Source organism: Larkinella punicea (assembly GCF_003334855.1).
GTDB lineage: Bacteria > Bacteroidota > Bacteroidia > Cytophagales > Spirosomataceae > Larkinella > Larkinella punicea.
This window is the reverse complement of the sequence record NZ_QOWE01000006.1, coordinates 258,929-277,429: the sequence shown is the minus strand read 5'-3', so window position 1 is coordinate 277,429 and position 18,501 is coordinate 258,929. Positions and strand designations below refer to the sequence as shown.

Below are 18,501 nucleotides of genomic sequence, written 5' to 3'. Positions count from 1 at the left end.
ACCGAACACACATTTATTGTCGGTTTGACAGCATAATGGCCGTCAAATCTTCGGCATTTTTCAGGTCCTGGGTAATTTTGCGGTTCCAGCGCTCCTGCTCGGCGCGGTTGATGCCGTGCTGGGTTTCGCCGTCGTACTGCTCCTGCCAGCGGTTCATGTCGCGGTAGGCTTCCAGGTACAGAAACTGCACGCGGCTGTTGTACTCCTCGAAATCCATATCCGGGTCGGCAATGATGCGCTGTTTAAACCGTTCGACAATCAGTTTGACAATATCGAAATGTTTCTGTTCATGCAGCAATCCGTAGTCGTCTTTATGCCCCGGACGAACCCACGACATGCTTTTTACCATGAACGTTTTGAATGTGAGTTGCACCTCAATAAAGCCATTGACCCAACGGCTGTGGCCTTCGTACGAGAACGTAGGAAAAATCGAAGCCGCATTGCGACTGCCGATGCGCGGAGCCGCCTGAAAATCGTCCCACGAGAGCGGCCGAAGCGGGTGGTAAAAAACCGTATCGCCCGACGCCTGCTGAATGCTGTGGTCGATATACACAAATTTAAGGCCTTTCACCAGCGCCGGGCTTTTGTCGCGGTTGATTTTGATCCAGTTGGAAAGATACTGCGCGGCACTTTCGAGGGCTTTGCGAGCCACCAGTTCCAGCCGGTCGGTTTGCCCGAACGAACGCGTATAAATAGTCCGAGCGGTATAGGTGGTCAATTGGACGGGCTTGCCGTCACGCATCACATCAAAGGCCAGTTCCAGTCGGCAGGTGCCGTCGGCCTGGAGAGCCTTCTTTTCTTTTTCGAAAAAAATGAGTTCCTGAATGCGGATGATAATGGGTACGCGCGTTGAATCGGGACTGAAACCGGGACTCAGCAAATCATCGAAGGTCGAAGCGATTTCGTCGTTGCTGCGAACGGCGATACTGCTTTTCGGACCCGATATGATGGTGCCAAGCTGCGCCTTAAATGACCGCTCATCCCGAATCTTCAACAGCGAAAAGGTCGGATTGCGGACAGAAATGGGTTCTTTTTTGAACGAAATCCATACCGGTTCCTGCCGCGCCATCAGAAAATGCGGAAGCAAAAGGAGCAGGATGGACAGAATCCGTTTCACGATGGTTGGGACGTTAGCGGAACGTATAAACCGGAAAGGCTTCGCCTTCGCTGAACTCCGCCCGTTCCGGCGGCAATTCCATAAAACCGTCGCATTGCAGCAAATTGGCATAATCGGCTGACCCACTGCCGGGTAAAGGCGTGGCCAACCCGATTCCGTCCGGACTGACCGACAAACGCACGGGCAAAAAATACGTTAATTTGGGCGTAAAGGAAACTGACCGGGCCAGGCGGGCGACGGAAGGCTGCAAAACCGGCAAACCCAGCGATGCCTTCAGCCACGGTAGCAAGTACCGATACGCACACAGGAACGTCGAAACCGGATTTCCGGGTAATCCAAAGACGACCTTTCCTTCATCCGAAGCCCCAAACCACAGTGGTTTTCCGGGGCGTTGCGCCACCTGATGAAACCGTTGCCGGACGCCCAGCCGTTCCATAACTTTCGGGACAAAATCGGCTTTTCCGGCGGAAACACCCCCGCTCAACACCAGCGCATCGTACTCCTGGAGGACGGTTTTCAAAGCGGTTTCCATGGTATCGGCGTCATCGGGCAAATGCAGCAGGGTGGTTTCGGCTCCGGCTGCTTGCAAAACCGTTTGCAGCAGATAGGTATTCGACCGGCGAATCTGGTAGGGTTCGGGCGTTTCCGAGACATCGACCAGTTCGTCGCCCGTCGAAATCAGGGCAATTTTGGGTCGTTTGCTGACCAAAACCGTCGCTTTACCAACCGATGCGGCCACCGCCATTTCCGGTGGCCCCAGTCGTGTTCCAATCGGGACCAGTTCTTCGTATTGTTTCCGATCCGTCGCCCGGTGGTGCACATTCTGGCCGACCTGAACGGCGTCGATCTGGATTTCGGCCAGACCGTCAGTGATTTGAAGGTCTTCGTAGCGAATAACCGTATCGGTTCCCGTCGGTAACATGGCTCCCGTCATCACTTCGAGACAAGCGGTTTGTTCGGTCAGGGTTTGCGCCGGTTGTCCCGCAAATTGCGTTCCGGCGACCCGAAACTGCCGCTGTCCGGTTTCAAAAACCGCAAACTGAATGGCAATGCCATCCATCGACACACGGTTAAAAGGCGGCAGATCCCGGTCGGCGGTTAGTGGTTCGCGCAACACCCGGCTGGCAGCCTGCGATAAGGAGACGGGTTCTGCCGGCAACACCAGCAAGTGATTCAGTACGATGGAATGGGCTTCGGCGACGGAAAGCATAGGGTCAGTTTTTTACAAAAAAACAAAAGAACTCTACGCAAAAACGCAGAAGGCGGAGAATTTACCAGAATCTTAGTAAATACCCCACCCTCCGCGTTTTTTTAGCAACGTCTTTTTTAGTCTTCGATCAAAATCCCCATTTTCCCCATCCGGTAATCGCGGTAGGCTTCCATCACTTCCACTTCGTTATTGAGCACAAACGGACCCTGCGCCAGGATTTTTTCGCCAATCGGTTCGCCCGACATCAGCAAAAGCCGGGTGTCTTCAAGGGCTTCGAGGGTGATGCCTTCGCCGTCGTTTTCCGGAACCACCATATACCGGGCGTTCACCTCCGTTTGGTCGCCGACACGCATTTTTCCGTCCAGCAAATACAGAAACGCGTTGTGACTGGCGGGCAATGGCAGATACACTTTGCCCCCGGTTTTCAGGAACAAGGTCGCGGAATTGATGGGCGAGAACGTCGGGATGGGGCCTTTCAAACCCAACAGTTCACCGGATATCACATTGACCGTCACCTTCCCATCGTCGCTGACGAATGAAGGCGTTTCTTCTTTCAACACCGGGTAATAGCTCGGCTGATCTTTTTTGTGCGCCGACGGCGTATTGACCCACATCTGAATGATTTCCAGTTCGTCGGACAACGGGCGCTCGCTGTGCATGATGCCCAAACCGGCGTTCATCCATTGCGTACCGCCTTCGTAAACGCTTTTGTCGTTGCCCCGGCTGTCGCGGTGCCGCACCCCGCCTTTGAAGACAAACGTGACCGGCGAGAATCCCCGATGCGGGTGCGGACCTACACCGGCGTGGTTGGGGTTTTCATTTTCTTTCAGGAAACTATGGCCGTGGTGTAACAGCACAAACGGATCCAGGTAACCCAGTCGGCCCGAGGGCAGCGGCTGGCGAACCCGGAGTTCGCCCATGCTCATCAACGGGGCGGGTATCAATTGTTGTACGGTGCGTTCAGTTTTCATCGTCTTAAGGATTTAAAAGTAATTACATTTAATGTATATACATTTATATTTCACCAAAAGTTCATCACCATCACATATACACTAAAGGCCCGTATCTCCGAACCCTGAAAGGGTTCCATCACTAGCCCCGGATTTTATCCGGGGTTGACCGTGGCAATCCGGATGATCATGCCCATAATCGCAATCCCCGGATTGTCGTGATTAACCGGATTGCCGTGATCGACACCGAATTGCCATGATCGACACCCAAATTGTCTTGATCGACCCCGGATTGCCATGATCGACCGGATTGCCATGATCGACCGGATTGCCACAACCGACCCCAATTGCCATGATCGACCCCGATTGCCATAATCGACCCCGAATTACCATGATCCCAAACCCAAATTGCCATAATCGACCCCGATTGCCATGATCGACCCCGATTGCCATGATCCCAAACCCGAATTACCATGATCCCAACCCCAAATTGCCATGATCAACACCGAACGGCCACGACCAACCCCCGATCATCGTGATCCAAAACCCCGGATTACCACGATCAACCCCGGATTTTATCCGGGGCTAGTGATATGACCCTTTCAGGGTCGTGGGTATGGTGTTGTGGTTTATTTGCCGATTTTGTTGTTGAATTTGGAGAAAAAACCGTTTTTACAAACTCCCGGCTGATTTGGCGGGTTTACCTTCTGAATCCTTTTCTAGTCCTATGATTGCCGACGCATCCGTCCCAACTCCTTTATCCGATTTAACATCACCCCTTTCTGATCAAACCGTTACCGGCCAAACCGGGGTTCATTACGAAATTTTCGTCCGGGCGTTCTGCGACTCCAATGGCGACGGCATCGGCGACCTCAACGGCGTTACCTCCAAACTGGATTATCTGAAAGACCTGGGCGTATCGGCCATCTGGCTCATGCCCGTCAATCCGTCGCCGAGCTACCACATGTACGACGTGACGGATTATTACAGCATCGCGCCCGAATACGGTACGATAGACGATTTTCGGCGGCTCGTTTCGGAAGCCCACCGGCGTGGCATCAAAGTCATCCTGGATTTTGTGATCAACCACACCAGCCGCCAGCATCCGTGGTTCGTGGAAGCCTGCAAAAGCAAGGACAATCCGTATCACGACTGGTACGTCTGGATGAGCCAGCAGGAAATCGACGCCCTGAACATTGCGACCCGCGAAATCACCGCCGATTCGCAGGAGAAAAATCCGTGGCACCGCGTGCCGGGCGCGCCGTTTTCCGAGAAATATTATGCCCTGTTCTGGAGCGGCATGCCGGATTTGAACTACGACAATCCGAAGGTGCGGGAAGAAATTTACAAAGCCGGGAAGTTCTGGCTCACCGATGTCGGCGTCGACGGTTTTCGGCTCGACGCGGCCCGGCACATTTACCCGGATTGGGAAGAGCCGAAGAATCACCAGTTTTGGGAGGAATTCGGGCAGGTGATGGAAGCGGCCAAACCGGGTGTTTATACCGTCGGTGAGGTCTGGACGCGGGCCGAACGCATTGCGCCCTACTTCCGGGGACTGAAAGCCAATTTCAATTTCGACCTCAGCCTGGCGTTGCAGGAAATACCGTTCAAGGAGCGGGATACGGCGGAAATCGTGCAGATGCTGGTGCGGAATCACTCGATTTTTGCCGAAGTGAATCCGAATTTCATTGATGCCATCATGCTCTCCAACCACGATCAAACCCGGATCGGAAGCTTTTTAAATGGCAATCTGAACCACCTGAAAGTGGCCGCTAATCTGCTGCTGACACTGCCCGGCAATCCCTACCTCTATTATGGGGAGGAAATCGGAATGCTGGGCGCCAAACCCGACGAAAACATCCGCGAACCGTTTCTCTGGGACATCGGCAAAAATGACCCGGAACGCGCCCGCTGGCGGAAAGCCCGGTATTCGACCAGCCGAACCGTGACACCCCTGGCGCAACAGCAAACCGACCCGAATTCGCTTTACAATCACTACAAAAAACTCATTCACTTCCGCAACAGCCACCCGGTTTTGAACGACAACCTGAGCAAACTGGAAGGAACGGGCATTCAGCACAAAAACGTGATTGCATTTGCCCGGAAATCCGGAAACCGGTCGGTGTTGGTGATTCACAACCTGACCAAACGGGGGCTGGATGCGGTTATTTACCCCTCCGAAACGGCAGCAGGCAAACAGATCGTGCTGGACACGGCGGGGGGAGCCAAACTGTTCAAGAACGGGAAAGTACGGGTTCCGGCGTATGGGTGTGTGGTGCTGGAGTAATCCGCTTCCAAACGAGTCCATATCCCCGGGCAGCGTGAAACCGGAAGTCGAAAAATAGTACCATAAATTGGAAAGAAAATAAAGGAAAGCCGCCTGAGCAGCCCGTATATTTGCTACACACCTTTTGAGTCGACGGTATTTTTCAGGAGCGCCCTTTCGCTCACCCTGCCCCCGCAGGGATGTCTGAAAAATACCGCCGGTTCAAGAGCATTCCTAACCCTTTTTACCGTAGCAGGCCAGGCCAATGCGAGCCCCTATTTACCAATTTTCTCTGCTGAGCTTTCTGCTCGTGGCAGGCTGTACGACGTACTGGCAGCAAAAAAAAGCCGCTCCTGCCCCGACGACCCAATTCCAACAACAACCCTACAGCGGCAACGCATTTGACGAACACATCCGCTCAACGGAGGCACGCTCACCGGCAGACGAACAGGCCGGTTTTACGCTACCACCCGGTTTTGAGATCGAGTTGTTTGCTTCCGAGCCGCAAATTGGCAAACCCATCAACCTGGCCTTCGATGCCAAAGGACGCCTGTGGGTCACGCAATCGGTGGAATATCCCTTTCCGGCGCAACCCGGCAATGGTCACGACCGGCTCACGATCCTGGAAGACCGGGACCACGATGGTAAAGCCGACACTTTTATCCCCGTCAGCGATACGCTCAACATTCCCATCGGTATTATGCCGGTTCAGGACGGAGCCGTGGCGTTCAGCATTCCAAACGTGTATCAACTATCCGATGCCAACGGGGACGATCAAATCGAAACCAGCCGTCGGCTGCTCGGGCCGTTTGGCTTCAAAGACACGCACGGCATGGTTAATCACTTCCGGCGCGGTTTCGACGGCTGGATTCATGCCTGCCACGGATTTACGAACCTGTCGAAAATTGCCGGAACCGACGGCGACTCCCTGACGCTGGGCTCCGGCAACACCTTCCGGTTTCGAGCCGACGGCAGCCGGGTGGAACAAACGACGTTTGGCCGCGTCAATCCGTTTGGCCTGACATTCGACGACTGGGGCTACCTGTATTCCTCCGATTGCCATTCCTCCCCGCTTTACCAATTGATTCGGGGAGCCGAATACCCGTATTTTGGCCGCTTGCCGGAAGGAATCGGTTTTGCGCCCATCATGAAACCGCACGAACGGGAAGCCACCGCCCTGTCGGGTCTGGCCCTCAGCAGCGGCACCACCTTTCCCAAACCGTACCGCAACAGTCTGTTCATGGGCGACGTCGTAAAATGCCGCATTTACCGCAGTTCGTATGCCTTCAAAGGCTCGTCGCCCGTAGGAAAAATGGAGGAGGATTTTCTGCGAAGCACCGATCCCTGGTTTCGGCCCGCCGACATTGTTCAGGGGCCGGATGGCGCGTTGTACGTGGCGGATTTCTACAACCGCATCATTGGTCACTACGAGGTTCCGCTCGACAACCCCGGCCGCGATCACGTTCTGGGCCGCATCTGGCGCATCACCTACAAAGGTCAGGTGGACAAAACCGGTCTGAAAGACTGGACGAAAGCCGACGTGAACGAACTGCTGGACGGTTTATCAGCCGACAACCTGTCCGTCCGCATGACCGTGGCCGACCAGTTGATTCATCGCATCGGCAAAGCCGCCGTCAAACCGGTTGAAGACTTTTTGAACCGACGCAAAACCGCCGAAACCGCTTACGCGCAAGGTCTGTGGATTCTGTTCCAATTGGGCGCATTACCGGATGAAACCCTGCTCAGGGCGCTCCGGCATCCCCAGTCACTGGTCCGGACGCACGCGCTGCGCATTGTTCGGGAGATGAAAACGCCCGGAACACCGTTTCAGGAACCGGTGAAAACCGCCCTGAACGATGCGAACCCCCACGTGCAGCGGGCTGCGGTGGAAGCCCTGACCACGTATCCAACGCTGGAAACCGTCAAAACGCTGGTGGCTTTTCAGCAAAAAATACCGGCTTTCGATACGCACCTGGCCTACACCACCCGGCTTTGCCTCCGCGATTTATTGCGGGCAAAACCGCTGGGAACCCAGGCCACGCTGACAGCCTGGAATCAGCTTGATCAAATCGCCCTGACCGAATCCCTGATTGGGGTCAATACCGTGTATGCCAGCGAGTTTCTGTTAAAAACGCTGAAAACCGTTTCCCTCCCGAAAGAAACGGAGTTGAAGATGCTCCGCCAGACGGCACTCTATCTGCCAGTTGCCCAACGCGACGATCTGGTGCGGTTTATCATCCGGAAATACCAGGGCGATCCGGGCAGCCAATACAAGCTGTTCACGGTGATTCAGCAAAGCATCAAACAGCAGGGCGGTCAGGTTGATGAATCCGTCCGGAAATGGGGCATTGCACTGGCACAGAGCCTGATCGTGCCCCCGGCACCGGACTGGACGTATGCGCTGGAGGGAAATTTATACCTGAAAGACCTGCCGGTGGCGATTCGAATTCCGCCCGTCACCACACTTTTGTCGCCCGACATTCGGATGTTTGGTTTTGATCTGGGTGGTCTCAAAGGCGTTGTCCGGTCGCCGGTTTTTACGGCTCCTGCGTCGCTGGAATTTTCTACGGTGAACTACAATCTCAAAACCAACACCGATCCCGAAAACCGGGTGCAGTTGCGACTGGCCGACGATACGACCCAGATCATTGCCCGAAAGTCCTTTCTGAAAGCGAATGATTATCAGGCCGAAACCGTCACCTGGGATTTGCAGGCCTATCAGGGCAAACGCGTGTATCTGGAACTGGTCGATCAGTCGGCCGGGCTGATCTGGGTGGGCAACTTTAAAACGAACGCCATCCAGGTTCCGGCCATCAACCCGAAGGAACAGGGTGAACAGCAACGGTTTGCGATCGAAACCGCCGGAGAATCGGGCATTACGGCCCTGGAGCCGACGATTCAAAATCTGCTGTCGAGTCCGTCGACGGCCTATTTTATCAAAGTGGCCAGCATGCGGGCTCTGCTCCGGCTGGCTCCCGAGCGGTATGCGACCCAGGCGGTTTCTTTCCTCTCCGATGACTCATCGCCCCAGCCGTATCGCAAAGAGATCGCCGGTATGCTGGGTGAGTTTCCGCTGGCCCAGACCGGAAAGGCCCTGGCCGACGGATTGAAGAAAACAACGGGCGATGTGCAGCTCGAACTGCTAAAAGCACTGGCGACCAATTCGGACGGCAAAGACCTGATTCTGAAACAGGTACGGAATGGTATTTTATATACCCGGATTTTGCGGCAACCGGGTCTGGAAGACCGGCTTTTGTTAAACGCCAGCCCTCAGCAACTGGCCGAATTCACGCAGTTGACCGCCTATCTGAGTCCGATCGATGAAACGCGGGAAGCCCTCATCAAAGACCGGTTGGCGCATCTGGACGCTTCGGCCACCGGCGGGCGGCAAATCTTTGTCCAAAACTGCTCGCCCTGCCACCAGATCAACAAGGATGGCGGCATGATTGGCCCGCAGTTGGACGGCATCGGCAGTTGGGGCAGCCAGTCGCTGGCGACCAAAATCCTGGACCCGAACCGGAACATCTCGGAAGCGTTCAGAACGTATACGATCAAACTGAAAAATGGGAGTGTAAAAACCGGCCTGTTCCGCCGGGAAGAAGCCGCGTCGGTGGTCTACGCCAATGCCGCCGGTGAGGAGTTTTTTGTACCGAAAAAAGACATTGCCGAAAGTCAGGCGTCCCGGTATACGCTGATGCCCGATCATTTCGGCCAGACGATTCCGCAGGATCAGTTCAATCAGTTGCTCGGTTATTTGCTGAGTGTCAAGTAAAACCGCCACCGGTTTCGGAGTTTTTGGTGACTTATTTTCCGAAAGCTCTCCGGCTGATGGTGGCGGTTTGTACATTTTCCGGGCCGAATGGCTATTTCCTGGTAAATGGAAGCCGGGAAATCCGGCCAATTTCTCACCTTTGCAGTACCATGTCACAAAACCGCCGAAATTTCGTCAAAAAGCTGGCTGCTGCCGGCAGTGCGTTCTCCCTCAATAGCCTGTTCAACACGGTCCATGCTGCGGACTGGGCCGTTGCCAACGAGCGGGTTCAGCACCTCAGCCCCTTGCAGGTTGCGGCCGACGAAGACTATTGGGCGACCATTCAGCAGGGCTATACGGCCTCGTCTTCGAGCATCATCATTCTCAACAACGGGGGCGTTTCGCCGTCTCCGCTGGTGGTGCAACAGGCCGTTGAACGCTACAACCACATGGTGAACCAGGGACCGTCGTACTACATGTGGCGGATTCTGGATCAGGGACGCGAACCGGTGCGGGAAAAACTGGCGTTGCTGGCGGGGACGTTGACCGACGAAATTGCCATCAACCGCAACGCTACGGAAGCCCTCAATACGGTTATTTACGGGCTTGATCTGGCAAAGGGCGACGAGGTGATCGGGACGTTGCAGGATTACCCAAACATCATTCAGGCCTGGCGGCAACGGGCGCAACGGGAAGGAATCGTCTATAAACAACTCAGTTTCAATTTTCCGATTGAAGACGACGAGCAGATTGTCCGCGAATACGAAAAAGCCATTACGCCCAGAACCAAAATCATCCACGTCACCCACGTTATCAACTGGGTGGGTCAGATCATGCCGGTTCAGAAAATCTGCCGCATGGCCCACAAACACGGCATCGAGGTAGTTGTAGATGGTGCGCACTCGTTTGGTCTGCTGGATTTTAAGGTGTCGGAACTGGGTTGTGATTACTTCGGAACCAGCCTGCACAAGTTTTTGTCGGCCCCCGTCGGCACCGGCATGTTGTGGATCAAGAAAGAGAAAATTGCCAAAATATGGCCGCTGCTCTGCAACAGCCAACCGAAAAGCGACGACATCCGCAAATTCGAGACGCTTGGTACGCGGAGTTTCCCGATCGAACAGGGCATTGGCGAAGCCATCAATTTCCACAATGCCATCGGCAACAAACGCAAGGAAGAACGGGTGCGGTATCTGAAAAATTACTGGGCCGAAAAAGTCCTGAAGTTCCCCGGCGTCCGGCTGTCTACTTCGCTGAAATCCCAGTTTTCGTGCGGCATTTGCGGGGTAAGCATCGACGGCATGACGCCCGGCGAAGTGGAAGGCAAGCTCATGTCGAAATACAAGATCAACACCTCACCCACGGTTTGGGAAAACATCAGTTGCGTTCGGGTGACGCCCCACGTCTACACGACATTGACAGATCTGGACAAACTGGTGCGGGCGATTGGCGAAATTGCTGCGGAGAAAAAGAAGGCGTAAGGGGGCTTTTTTAAGGTCATTATAGTCGTATCTTTAGCTATTGTAGCCGAAAATCTGCGCTGAGATGCAAGCTGAAAAAACACACCGTTCCCGAAGAATACCGCCAAAACGTTACCGCAAAGCCACTCCGGAAGAATACCTGGAGTTCGAGTACAAAGCCGAGCGGAAAAATGAATACGTGACTGGCGAAATCCGTCCTATGTCCTACACCTCTGAAAATCATGGCCTTTTGGTGGCCAACCTAATCATTTTATTAGGAACAGCGTTGAAAGGCAGCAATTGCCGGGTTTACCCCAGCGACCGAATGCTGCATGTCCCGGAAACCGGTAATTTTTATTACCCGGATGTGATGGTCGTTTGTGGAGATTCTCAGTTTTTTCAGTACAAACAACGGATGCAGGCCACCCTGAATCCGACGGTATTGATTGAGGTTTTATCGGAAACCACCAGCGATTACGACGAAACCATCAAATGGCATTCCTACAAGCGCATCAAAACGCTGCAACAATACATCCGGGTTCACCAGAACCTGATGCTGCTGGAACTGTATACCCGCGTCGGCAACAGCAACGACTGGCTCAATACCGAAGCCGAACTACCGGATCAAACCGTGATGATCGGCGGATGTGAAGTGAAGGTTAGTGAGGTGTATGAGCATGTGGCGCTGGTGAAGAAATAAACCGTTACTACTGAACCATAGATCCTACTGTATTCTGAAATATGGATTCTGGAACCAAATGACATACGAGAAAGTATTCAAAATCAATTAAAAATCGCGTGGGATCGATACGAATAGCATTACGGCAAAAATCGCCAAAAAAATCAGGAGCGTAATCAGTTGGCGGTGATCGGCCGGATCGTTGGCCGGTATAAAACCGTCCTGTTTTGCGCCATACAGCACCGGAACCGGATCACCCGGCTTCAAACTCTCATACAAGCCTTTCGAAACCGGCATCGACCGCTCCTGATTCCGGAATTGAAAAACCGCCTGGTAGCGAAACGTTTTCGCCCGGCTTTTTTGCGTACCTTTCCCCACCACGGCTCGCTCGGTTCGCTGAACGATCACGGCCATCGATTGCCCGGTTTCCCGAATTTGGTAGAAATTTCGATAATACGCCACAGTTGTGTTCGTAAAAAACAAAGTCGTGAAACCCAGCGTAAGGCTCAGTGTAAACCGGAGGAGTTGTTGCCGGATCGCAACGCTATTCCGTGGAAAAACGGGATGGTAAGTCAGTTGCCGGATCATGGTACCAAAGACGATGAGAAGGTGATGATGCGTTTGTCACTTGCTTATCCCGGAAAAGCGAAAAGGTTATCAGACCGATTAAGTCGGCATTGGATTTGAAAACCGCCGTTGCAAAAGCTATCTTTGCCAAACTTTTCCTCCTCATTCGCGCCATGCAACAACTCAGCGTCCGACACCTGCTGGGCATTAAGAACCTGACCGAGAACGACATTCAGCTCATTTTGGGAACGGCTCGCGAGTTCAAAGACGTCATCAACCGACCCATCAAAAAAGTGCCATCGCTGCGCGATATCACGATTGCCAACGTTTTTTTCGAAAATTCGACCCGCACCCGGCTGTCGTTCGAGCTAGCCGAAAAGCGGTTATCGGCCGATGTTGTCAATTTTTCGGCTTCGGGCAGTTCGGTCAAAAAAGGCGAGACGTTGCTGGATACCGTCAACAACATTCTGGCCATGAAGGTCGACATGATCGTCATGCGCCACAGCAGCCCCGGCGCCCCGCATTATCTGTCGGATCGCATCAAAGCCAACGTGGTCAACGCGGGCGATGGCACCCACGAGCACCCGACGCAAGCCCTGCTCGATTCGTTTTCCATTCAGGACAAGCTGGGCGATGTCGCGGGCAAACGCGTCGCCATCATCGGTGATATTCTGCACTCCCGTGTGGCCTTGTCCAATATTTTCTGCCTGCAAAAACAAGGCGCGGAGGTGATGGTTTGCGGCCCTACGACACTGATTCCCAAACACATCAACGAACTGGGTGTCAAAGTGAGCCACGACGTTCGGGAAGCGCTCAACTGGTGCGATGTCGCCAACGTGCTGCGGATTCAACTGGAGCGGCAGCAGATCAAGTATTTTCCGTCGCTACGGGAATATTCGCTCTATTACGGGATTTCCAAAAAGATGCTGGACGAACTCGACCGCCCGATTGTGCTGATGCACCCCGGACCCATCAACCGGGGTGTCGAACTGACCTCCGACGCGGCCGATTCGCATCATTCGATTATTCTGGATCAGGTGGAGAATGGCGTAGCGGTTCGGATGGCGGTTTTGTATCTGCTGGCGCAGATGTGATGCATATGACACTTCACCCGCCCCGTCAATACCGGTTTGACGACGAGTACTTTTTTGCCTTGTGTCAGGCTAATCAGGATCTGCGTCTGGAGCGCGATGCCGACGGAAATATTATTCTCATGCCCCCCACCGGATCAGAAACAGGACGTTATAACGCCAACCTCAATGGCGAAGTATGGAGTTGGAACCGCAAAAAGCAAGCGGGCTACGTATTCGATTCATCGACTGGTTTTACACTTCCCAATTCGGCTGTTCGATCGCCGGATGTGTCCTGGATTCGTAAAAATCGCTGGGATCAATTACCCAAAGAAAAGCAGGAAAAGTTCGCCCCCATTTGCCCTGATTTTGTGATTGAAATCAGATCCAAAACGGATTCGACCCAGGAACTCAAAGCCAAAATGGAAGAATACCGCGAAAACGGCTGTCGACTCGGCTGGCTCATCGATCGGATTGAAAAAACCGTCTTCATTTATCGGGAAACCGGAGCGATTGAGATTCAGACGGGCGAGCAGGTGACGCTTTCGGGAGAAGCGGTTTTGGAGGGGTTTGAGATTACAATAACCTTATAACTTACCTAGATTTCGATAATTCAGGAAAGTTAGACCGAACCATATTGGCAAACGGTTGATCGCTTTTAGCCGCATTCTGAACCATCTTTTTTGCATTAAATATTGCCAATTCAAGAAGAGACCAAGGCTGTTTTAATTCTTCACAAAGCTCGTTCTTGAGTTCTTCACTCATCGAGATCGGGTCGTATTTTGCGAGAATCAAGCTATGCATAACAGCCCAGTAATGGCGCTCCCGGATTCGGTTTAATTCTTCCCTACCCAGCCCATACCCTTCAATCGACACTTTTCCACGTTCATCTAATGCAACCGGTACATGTTGATTAAACCGAATATGTTTTTCCGGATAATCCAATGAAGGGTGAAGAAGTAGTGGTTGCTCAACCAAAATATCGTGCGTGTGATTTACTGCCCGATTCATTTCATGGATAATGGGGAAATAATTTTTCTTTTCCCGCCGATTGCATACTTCACAGGAGAAGAACAAATTCTCCCAATTGTAGGCTAACCAATAGTACCCCGGTCGGTTTAATTGACGATCTTCTGATGTCTTTTTATAGCCGCCTTTAGGCCGGTAATGCTCGACATCACCAAAACTGGTAGCCCTAAAATCTGATTCGCAGAAACAACATTTTCCATGCTGTTCCGCAATGAGTTGACTCTTTACAGATTCGTGTCCAAAAACCGCGTTATTCATTGTAAATTTTACCGTCCCATTACTGTACCCCTCTGGATTATCGGAATATAAATTGCATAAAGAACTGGTTTCCAGCTCGCCTTTAGTTACCAAAATGACCGGAACGGCTGTAGATTTTTCAATATGTATCATACTCTCAGACTACATTCGGTCACGTAATGCTTCGGCCAATTGATGAATGATGGTTTCGGCTTTCATTTCTGCCGGGTCGCTACTGAAAGGAACTGAATCCAGTTCCGCATTTAATTCTAGTAACCGGTTCTGCTCCTGTTCACTTAGCACATTCTTTCCCAGCAGTTTATCACGCTCACGACGCATTTGTAAAGTTTTATCTTCAATTCCAAATAATTCACTGGATAGGATTTGATCCAATCGCCAGTTGCGCACATCGACCGGATCATTCTCGACGTGTACTTCATCCCCCACCCGCTTCAACAGAATGATATTCGCATCCCCCGCCGACTGCACAATCAAAGGGCTATGCGCTGTCACGATAAATTGTGTATTCGGAAATGTTTCGGTTAAAAATTGAATGATATTCCGCTGAAATTTCGGGTGTAAATGCAAATCTATTTCATCGACTAAACAGATGGCGGGTTCAGCTAAGGGGTTTTCGCTATCTGGATAACGGTCTGATAATCCTTTGGCAAAATCTACCGTCCAAGCGATTAAAGTTTTATATCCCAGACTAAGTTCATGAAGGCGAACATTCCCATAATTTGTTTTAAAGTATACTTTAGGAGTACCTGAATCAGTATTAATATAAATATCAGATATCTCGCTATTAAATAATTGCAACAATATTCTCTTCACAGTTTGGTATTTAGTACTAAATCTACCATCCTTCAGAGCTAAGTAGTCAGCCTGCACTATCCATTCTTCAGCATTAATCAGTTCAATATCGTCATTAAAAATACTTTCAATTTGCTGATTATCTTTTGAGATAGCTCCATCACTTATTTTCCTAGCAGCTCCATATGCGTACAATACAGGAATTTTATCTTCTGAATATTTAACAAGATTAGGTTCATTTGGAAAGTGAGTTGCTGGATATATCTTTTTTTTATCTCCTATCTGCAAGTTTGAAATATTCAATTTTGAATTATAGCTATCTCCAGTATTCGTCTCTTCCAGATTACATTCTATTTCTGAACTTTTATTATTTCTAAAAAAAGAATTTAAATCAATATGAATATTATGGGACTTATATCTTCTAACAATGAATAAACAAGCACTTCTCAAAACGGTCGTCTTCCCCGTCCCATTATCTCCCAGAATCACATTCCACTGCGCAGCATTTCCGTCTTTGGTGAAGTTAATCGTTTCTTTCCGACCGAACGAGCGGACATTTTCCAGCGAAATACTTTTGAACCAGACGCGCGGTGTCATACTTTTTCCCATTTTTGATGAAAATTACGTCTTTACCCCATAACCTCAAATACCGTACATGGTTAAATACATACTTTTAAGCTTTCTGCTTACCGTACAGCTTGCCGTTGCTCAAACCGCCCAAACCTTCACCACCGCCAAATCCCCCGCCGATGCCGGGTTCTCCGCCGACCGGCTCAAACGCCTGGATGACTACCTGCAAAGTTTCATCGATAAAGGAATCGCACCCAATGCCGTCACATTTGTCGCCCGGAATGGCAAGATTGTTCATTACAAAGCGTTCGGTTACAGCAATCTGGAAAAGAAAACACCACTCAAACGCGACGATCTGTACCGCATTGCTTCCCAGTCGAAAGCCGTGGTAACGGTTGCGCTGATGACCTTGTTTGAAGAAGAGAAATTTTTGCTCGACGACCCCATTTCTAAATACATTCCGGCCTTCAAAAATCCGCGGGTGATGGTGAGCGTTGATAAAGAGAAAGGCACCTACGAAACCCGCCCGGCGAAAAGCGAAGTGACCATCCGGCAGTTGCTGAGTCACAACGCCGGGATTCCTTATGACCATCCGCTCGACCAGCGCCCGGAATTCAAAGTGCCGTTTTACAACTCGATCCAGCCGGATAAACTCGAAGACGTCGTCAACCGGATTGCCGCCCGCCCGCTCACCAAAGACCCCGGTGAAGCCTTCGTATATGGGTTGAACACCGACATCATTGGCCGGCTGATCGAAATTCTGGCCGGAAAACCGCTGGATGTGGCCCTGCGCGAACGGGTGTTGGAACCGGTCGGCATGAATGACACCTATTTTTATCTCCCGGCCAACAAAGCCAGTCGGCTGGTGGAACTCTATTCCAAAAGCAGCACCGAAAACCCGCTGACCCTACACGAAAACAACGCCTATCGCTCGTTTGCGGTGGAAGGTGCTAAAACGTATTTTTCGGGCGGAGCCGGGCTGGTCAGCACGGTGGAAGATTACGCCAAATTCTGCCAGATGATGCTCAACGGCGGCAGCTTTAACAACAAACGAATTCTGGGACGGAAAACCGTTGAAATGATGCTGAGAAACCAGATTGGCGATGCCAAAACCAGCAATTACAACGACAAATTCGGTCTTGGCTTCCAGCTCGTTACACCAGAAAGCAGCTACGGCAACGAAACCAGTCCGGGCACGTTTGGCTGGGGCGGCATGTATTGCTCCGAATACACCATCGATCCGAAAGAAAACCTGATCCTGCTGGTTTTCACCAACGTGCAGCCGTATGCGCACTCCACCGAATTTCGACGGAAATTTAAAATTGCGGTGTATCAGGCGCTGGAGTGACTCGTTCAGGAATAATAAATGTAAAATGTTGAATATCAAATGTAAAATTGATCGGTACAATGCTCTTTACTTTTACATTCGATATTTATCATTTTACATTTATCATTCAAAACCCTCAAGCTACTTCCTTCTCCCACTCAACCTTATACGACAGCACGGCTTCCGAGGCTTTGGCGCCCTGTTTGATGAAAAACGGCAATACCAGATCGCGAAACCAGACGGCAACGGGGTTGGTAGCCACTTTTCCGTTGCCCATACGCCGGGCCTGGCGGACAATTTTCTCAACCCGCTCCCGGCGCAGGCTCTCGAACTTCGAAAAAGCGTGTTCCACCTTCAGCGAATCGCGCAGGCACTGGGCCAGCACGGCGGCATCTTCCAGGGCCAGCGACGCTCCCTGTCCCGAATGGGGGGAGGTTGCATGGGCGGCATCCCCCACCAGACAAACCGGCCCCTTGTGCCAGGCTGGCAGCGACGGCAGGTCGTAGACCGGCCATTTGCCGATGTCGCCGGGGGTCGACTGAATAAGCTCCGGAACCGGGGCCGGGTCGTTCTCATGGTTGCGGAGCAACTGCTGCCGCCAGGCTTCGCCGGACATGGCGTTCAGTTCGTTCCGCTTCGGTTCGGTGGGCCAGGCCATGTTACTGAACCAGTAGACCTCGCCATCCGGTTTAGCGATGTACCCGAAAAAGGCTTTTTTTCCGAAGATCATCTGCATGGCCCCGGAGGTCGACAAACCGGGTGGGCATTGGGCAAAACCGCCACAATCGACAACCCCGGTGTAAGCCGGTTTGGGGGCATTCGGAAAAATCAGTTGGCGGGTTTGGGAGTGAATCCCATCACACCCAATCAGGAAATTCCCCTCAGCTTGCGAGCCGTCTTCAAAACGGGCCGTTACGCCCTGAAAACCATTCAGTTGAATACCGCTGAGTTTTTTACCGACCTTTATCGGAATGTTCCGCCGAAGGGCTTCATCGCGCAGGATCTGGTGCAATTGTCCCCGTTTGATCATGACGTTGCGGCTTCCAAACCGTTCCTCTTCGTCGCAGCTTTCCAGTTGAGCCAACTGCTTGCCGTCGCTGTTGAAGAAATCCATTCCCACCGAATGAAAACCGTCTTTTTCCAGCAGGTAATCGATGTCCAGCGCTTTCAACACGTTGACGCCGTTGGGAGCCAGGTTCAGAAACGCACCTGCTTCGTCCAGGCCGGCGGGTTGTGATTCGTAGATTTCGGCGTCAATGCCTGCCTGCTGTAAAAAAAGGGCTACCACCGGGCCGGCAATGCCGCAACCGATGATGAGGGCTTTCTGGGGAGTCGTCATGGTCGTTCTGCTGATTGAATAGCCAAAAGTAGGACAGCCTGCCCATCCATGCCCGCCGGTTTTCGTGAACCGCCATTTTTGGCCGACGAGCGTACAATTCCAACCGACCGGGCGCGTTG

The 18,501-nt window shown here is 52.0% G+C and carries 15 protein-coding genes; 7 read left to right on the top strand and 8 right to left on the bottom strand.

All coding sequences use genetic code 11. The features are described 5' to 3' along the window. Positions 1–13 precede the first annotated feature (13 nt). The 4 genes from DUE52_RS09380 to DUE52_RS32375 form a co-directional block, all read right to left on the bottom strand. Complete coding sequence (locus DUE52_RS09380) at positions 14–1,117, bottom strand: DUF922 domain-containing protein (RefSeq protein WP_114405726.1); 1,104 nt, start codon at positions 1,115–1,117, stop codon at positions 14–16. A 13-nt stretch (positions 1,118–1,130) separates the two neighbouring features. After that, a complete protein-coding gene (locus tag DUE52_RS09375) occupies positions 1,131–2,327 on the bottom strand; it encodes a molybdopterin molybdotransferase MoeA (protein ID WP_114405725.1) in 1,197 nt (398 codons plus the stop codon). Positions 2,328–2,443: 116 nt separating this feature from the next. Beyond that, positions 2,444–3,298, bottom strand: a complete 855-nt coding sequence (locus tag DUE52_RS09370) for a pirin family protein (RefSeq protein WP_114405724.1) — start codon at positions 3,296–3,298, stop codon at positions 2,444–2,446. Positions 3,299–3,432: 134 nt separating this feature from the next. Next, complete coding sequence (locus DUE52_RS32375; RefSeq protein ID WP_165840907.1) at positions 3,433–3,594, bottom strand: hypothetical protein; 162 nt, start codon at positions 3,592–3,594, stop codon at positions 3,433–3,435. Positions 3,595–4,004: 410 nt separating this feature from the next. Between DUE52_RS32375 and DUE52_RS09365 the strand changes: the two genes are divergently transcribed. The 4 genes from DUE52_RS09365 to DUE52_RS09350 all read left to right on the top strand — a co-directional run bounded on the left by DUE52_RS09365 (position 4,005) and on the right by DUE52_RS09350 (position 11,451). After that, entirely contained in the window at positions 4,005–5,564 is a 1,560-nt protein-coding gene (locus tag DUE52_RS09365; RefSeq protein WP_114405723.1) for an alpha-amylase family glycosyl hydrolase, read from the top strand. A gap of 244 nt (positions 5,565–5,808) precedes the next feature. Further along, the gene (locus DUE52_RS09360) at positions 5,809–9,315 is read left to right on the top strand and encodes a PVC-type heme-binding CxxCH protein (protein WP_114405722.1); all 3,507 of its coding nucleotides are present in this window, start codon (positions 5,809–5,811) and stop codon (positions 9,313–9,315) included. A gap of 149 nt (positions 9,316–9,464) precedes the next feature. Next, entirely contained in the window at positions 9,465–10,772 is a 1,308-nt protein-coding gene (locus DUE52_RS09355; protein ID WP_114405779.1) for an aminotransferase class V-fold PLP-dependent enzyme, read from the top strand. A 64-nt stretch (positions 10,773–10,836) separates the two neighbouring features. After that, the gene (locus DUE52_RS09350) at positions 10,837–11,451 is read left to right on the top strand and encodes a Uma2 family endonuclease (protein ID WP_114405721.1); all 615 of its coding nucleotides are present in this window, start codon (positions 10,837–10,839) and stop codon (positions 11,449–11,451) included. Positions 11,452–11,538: 87 nt separating this feature from the next. Here the strand turns inward: DUE52_RS09350 and DUE52_RS09345 are convergent, their stop codons facing one another. Beyond that, positions 11,539–12,018 carry a hypothetical protein gene (locus DUE52_RS09345; RefSeq protein ID WP_114405720.1) on the bottom strand — a complete coding sequence of 160 codons (480 nt, stop codon included), beginning with the start codon at positions 12,016–12,018 and terminating at the stop codon, positions 11,539–11,541. A 152-nt stretch (positions 12,019–12,170) separates the two neighbouring features. Between DUE52_RS09345 and DUE52_RS09340 the strand changes: the two genes are divergently transcribed. Together DUE52_RS09340 and DUE52_RS09335 are read left to right on the top strand one after the other, a co-directional pair. Then, positions 12,171–13,091, top strand: coding sequence for an aspartate carbamoyltransferase catalytic subunit (locus DUE52_RS09340; RefSeq protein WP_114405778.1), 921 nt, complete (start codon positions 12,171–12,173; stop codon positions 13,089–13,091). Further along, complete coding sequence (locus DUE52_RS09335) at positions 13,091–13,660, top strand: Uma2 family endonuclease (RefSeq protein ID WP_114405719.1); 570 nt, start codon at positions 13,091–13,093, stop codon at positions 13,658–13,660. The genes DUE52_RS09340 and DUE52_RS09335 overlap by 1 nt, the downstream gene beginning before the upstream one ends. Position 13,661: 1 nt before the next feature. Here DUE52_RS09335 and DUE52_RS09330 read toward each other — a convergent pair whose 3' ends face one another. Both DUE52_RS09330 and DUE52_RS09325 read right to left on the bottom strand, forming a co-directional pair. Beyond that, entirely contained in the window at positions 13,662–14,486 is an 825-nt protein-coding gene (locus tag DUE52_RS09330; RefSeq protein ID WP_133299801.1) for an HNH endonuclease family protein, read from the bottom strand. 9 nt (positions 14,487–14,495) lie between these two features. After that, positions 14,496–15,743, bottom strand: coding sequence for an AAA family ATPase (locus DUE52_RS09325; RefSeq protein WP_165840906.1), 1,248 nt, complete (start codon positions 15,741–15,743; stop codon positions 14,496–14,498). Positions 15,744–15,801: 58 nt separating this feature from the next. Between DUE52_RS09325 and DUE52_RS09320 the strand changes: the two genes are divergently transcribed. Continuing rightward, complete coding sequence (locus DUE52_RS09320) at positions 15,802–17,064, top strand: serine hydrolase domain-containing protein (RefSeq protein WP_114405716.1); 1,263 nt, start codon at positions 15,802–15,804, stop codon at positions 17,062–17,064. 115 nt (positions 17,065–17,179) lie between these two features. Here DUE52_RS09320 and DUE52_RS09315 read toward each other — a convergent pair whose 3' ends face one another. Then, on the bottom strand, positions 17,180–18,382 hold the full coding sequence (locus DUE52_RS09315) for an FAD-dependent oxidoreductase (RefSeq protein ID WP_114405715.1): 1,203 nt from the start codon (positions 18,380–18,382) through the stop codon (positions 17,180–17,182). Positions 18,383–18,501 lie beyond the last annotated feature (119 nt).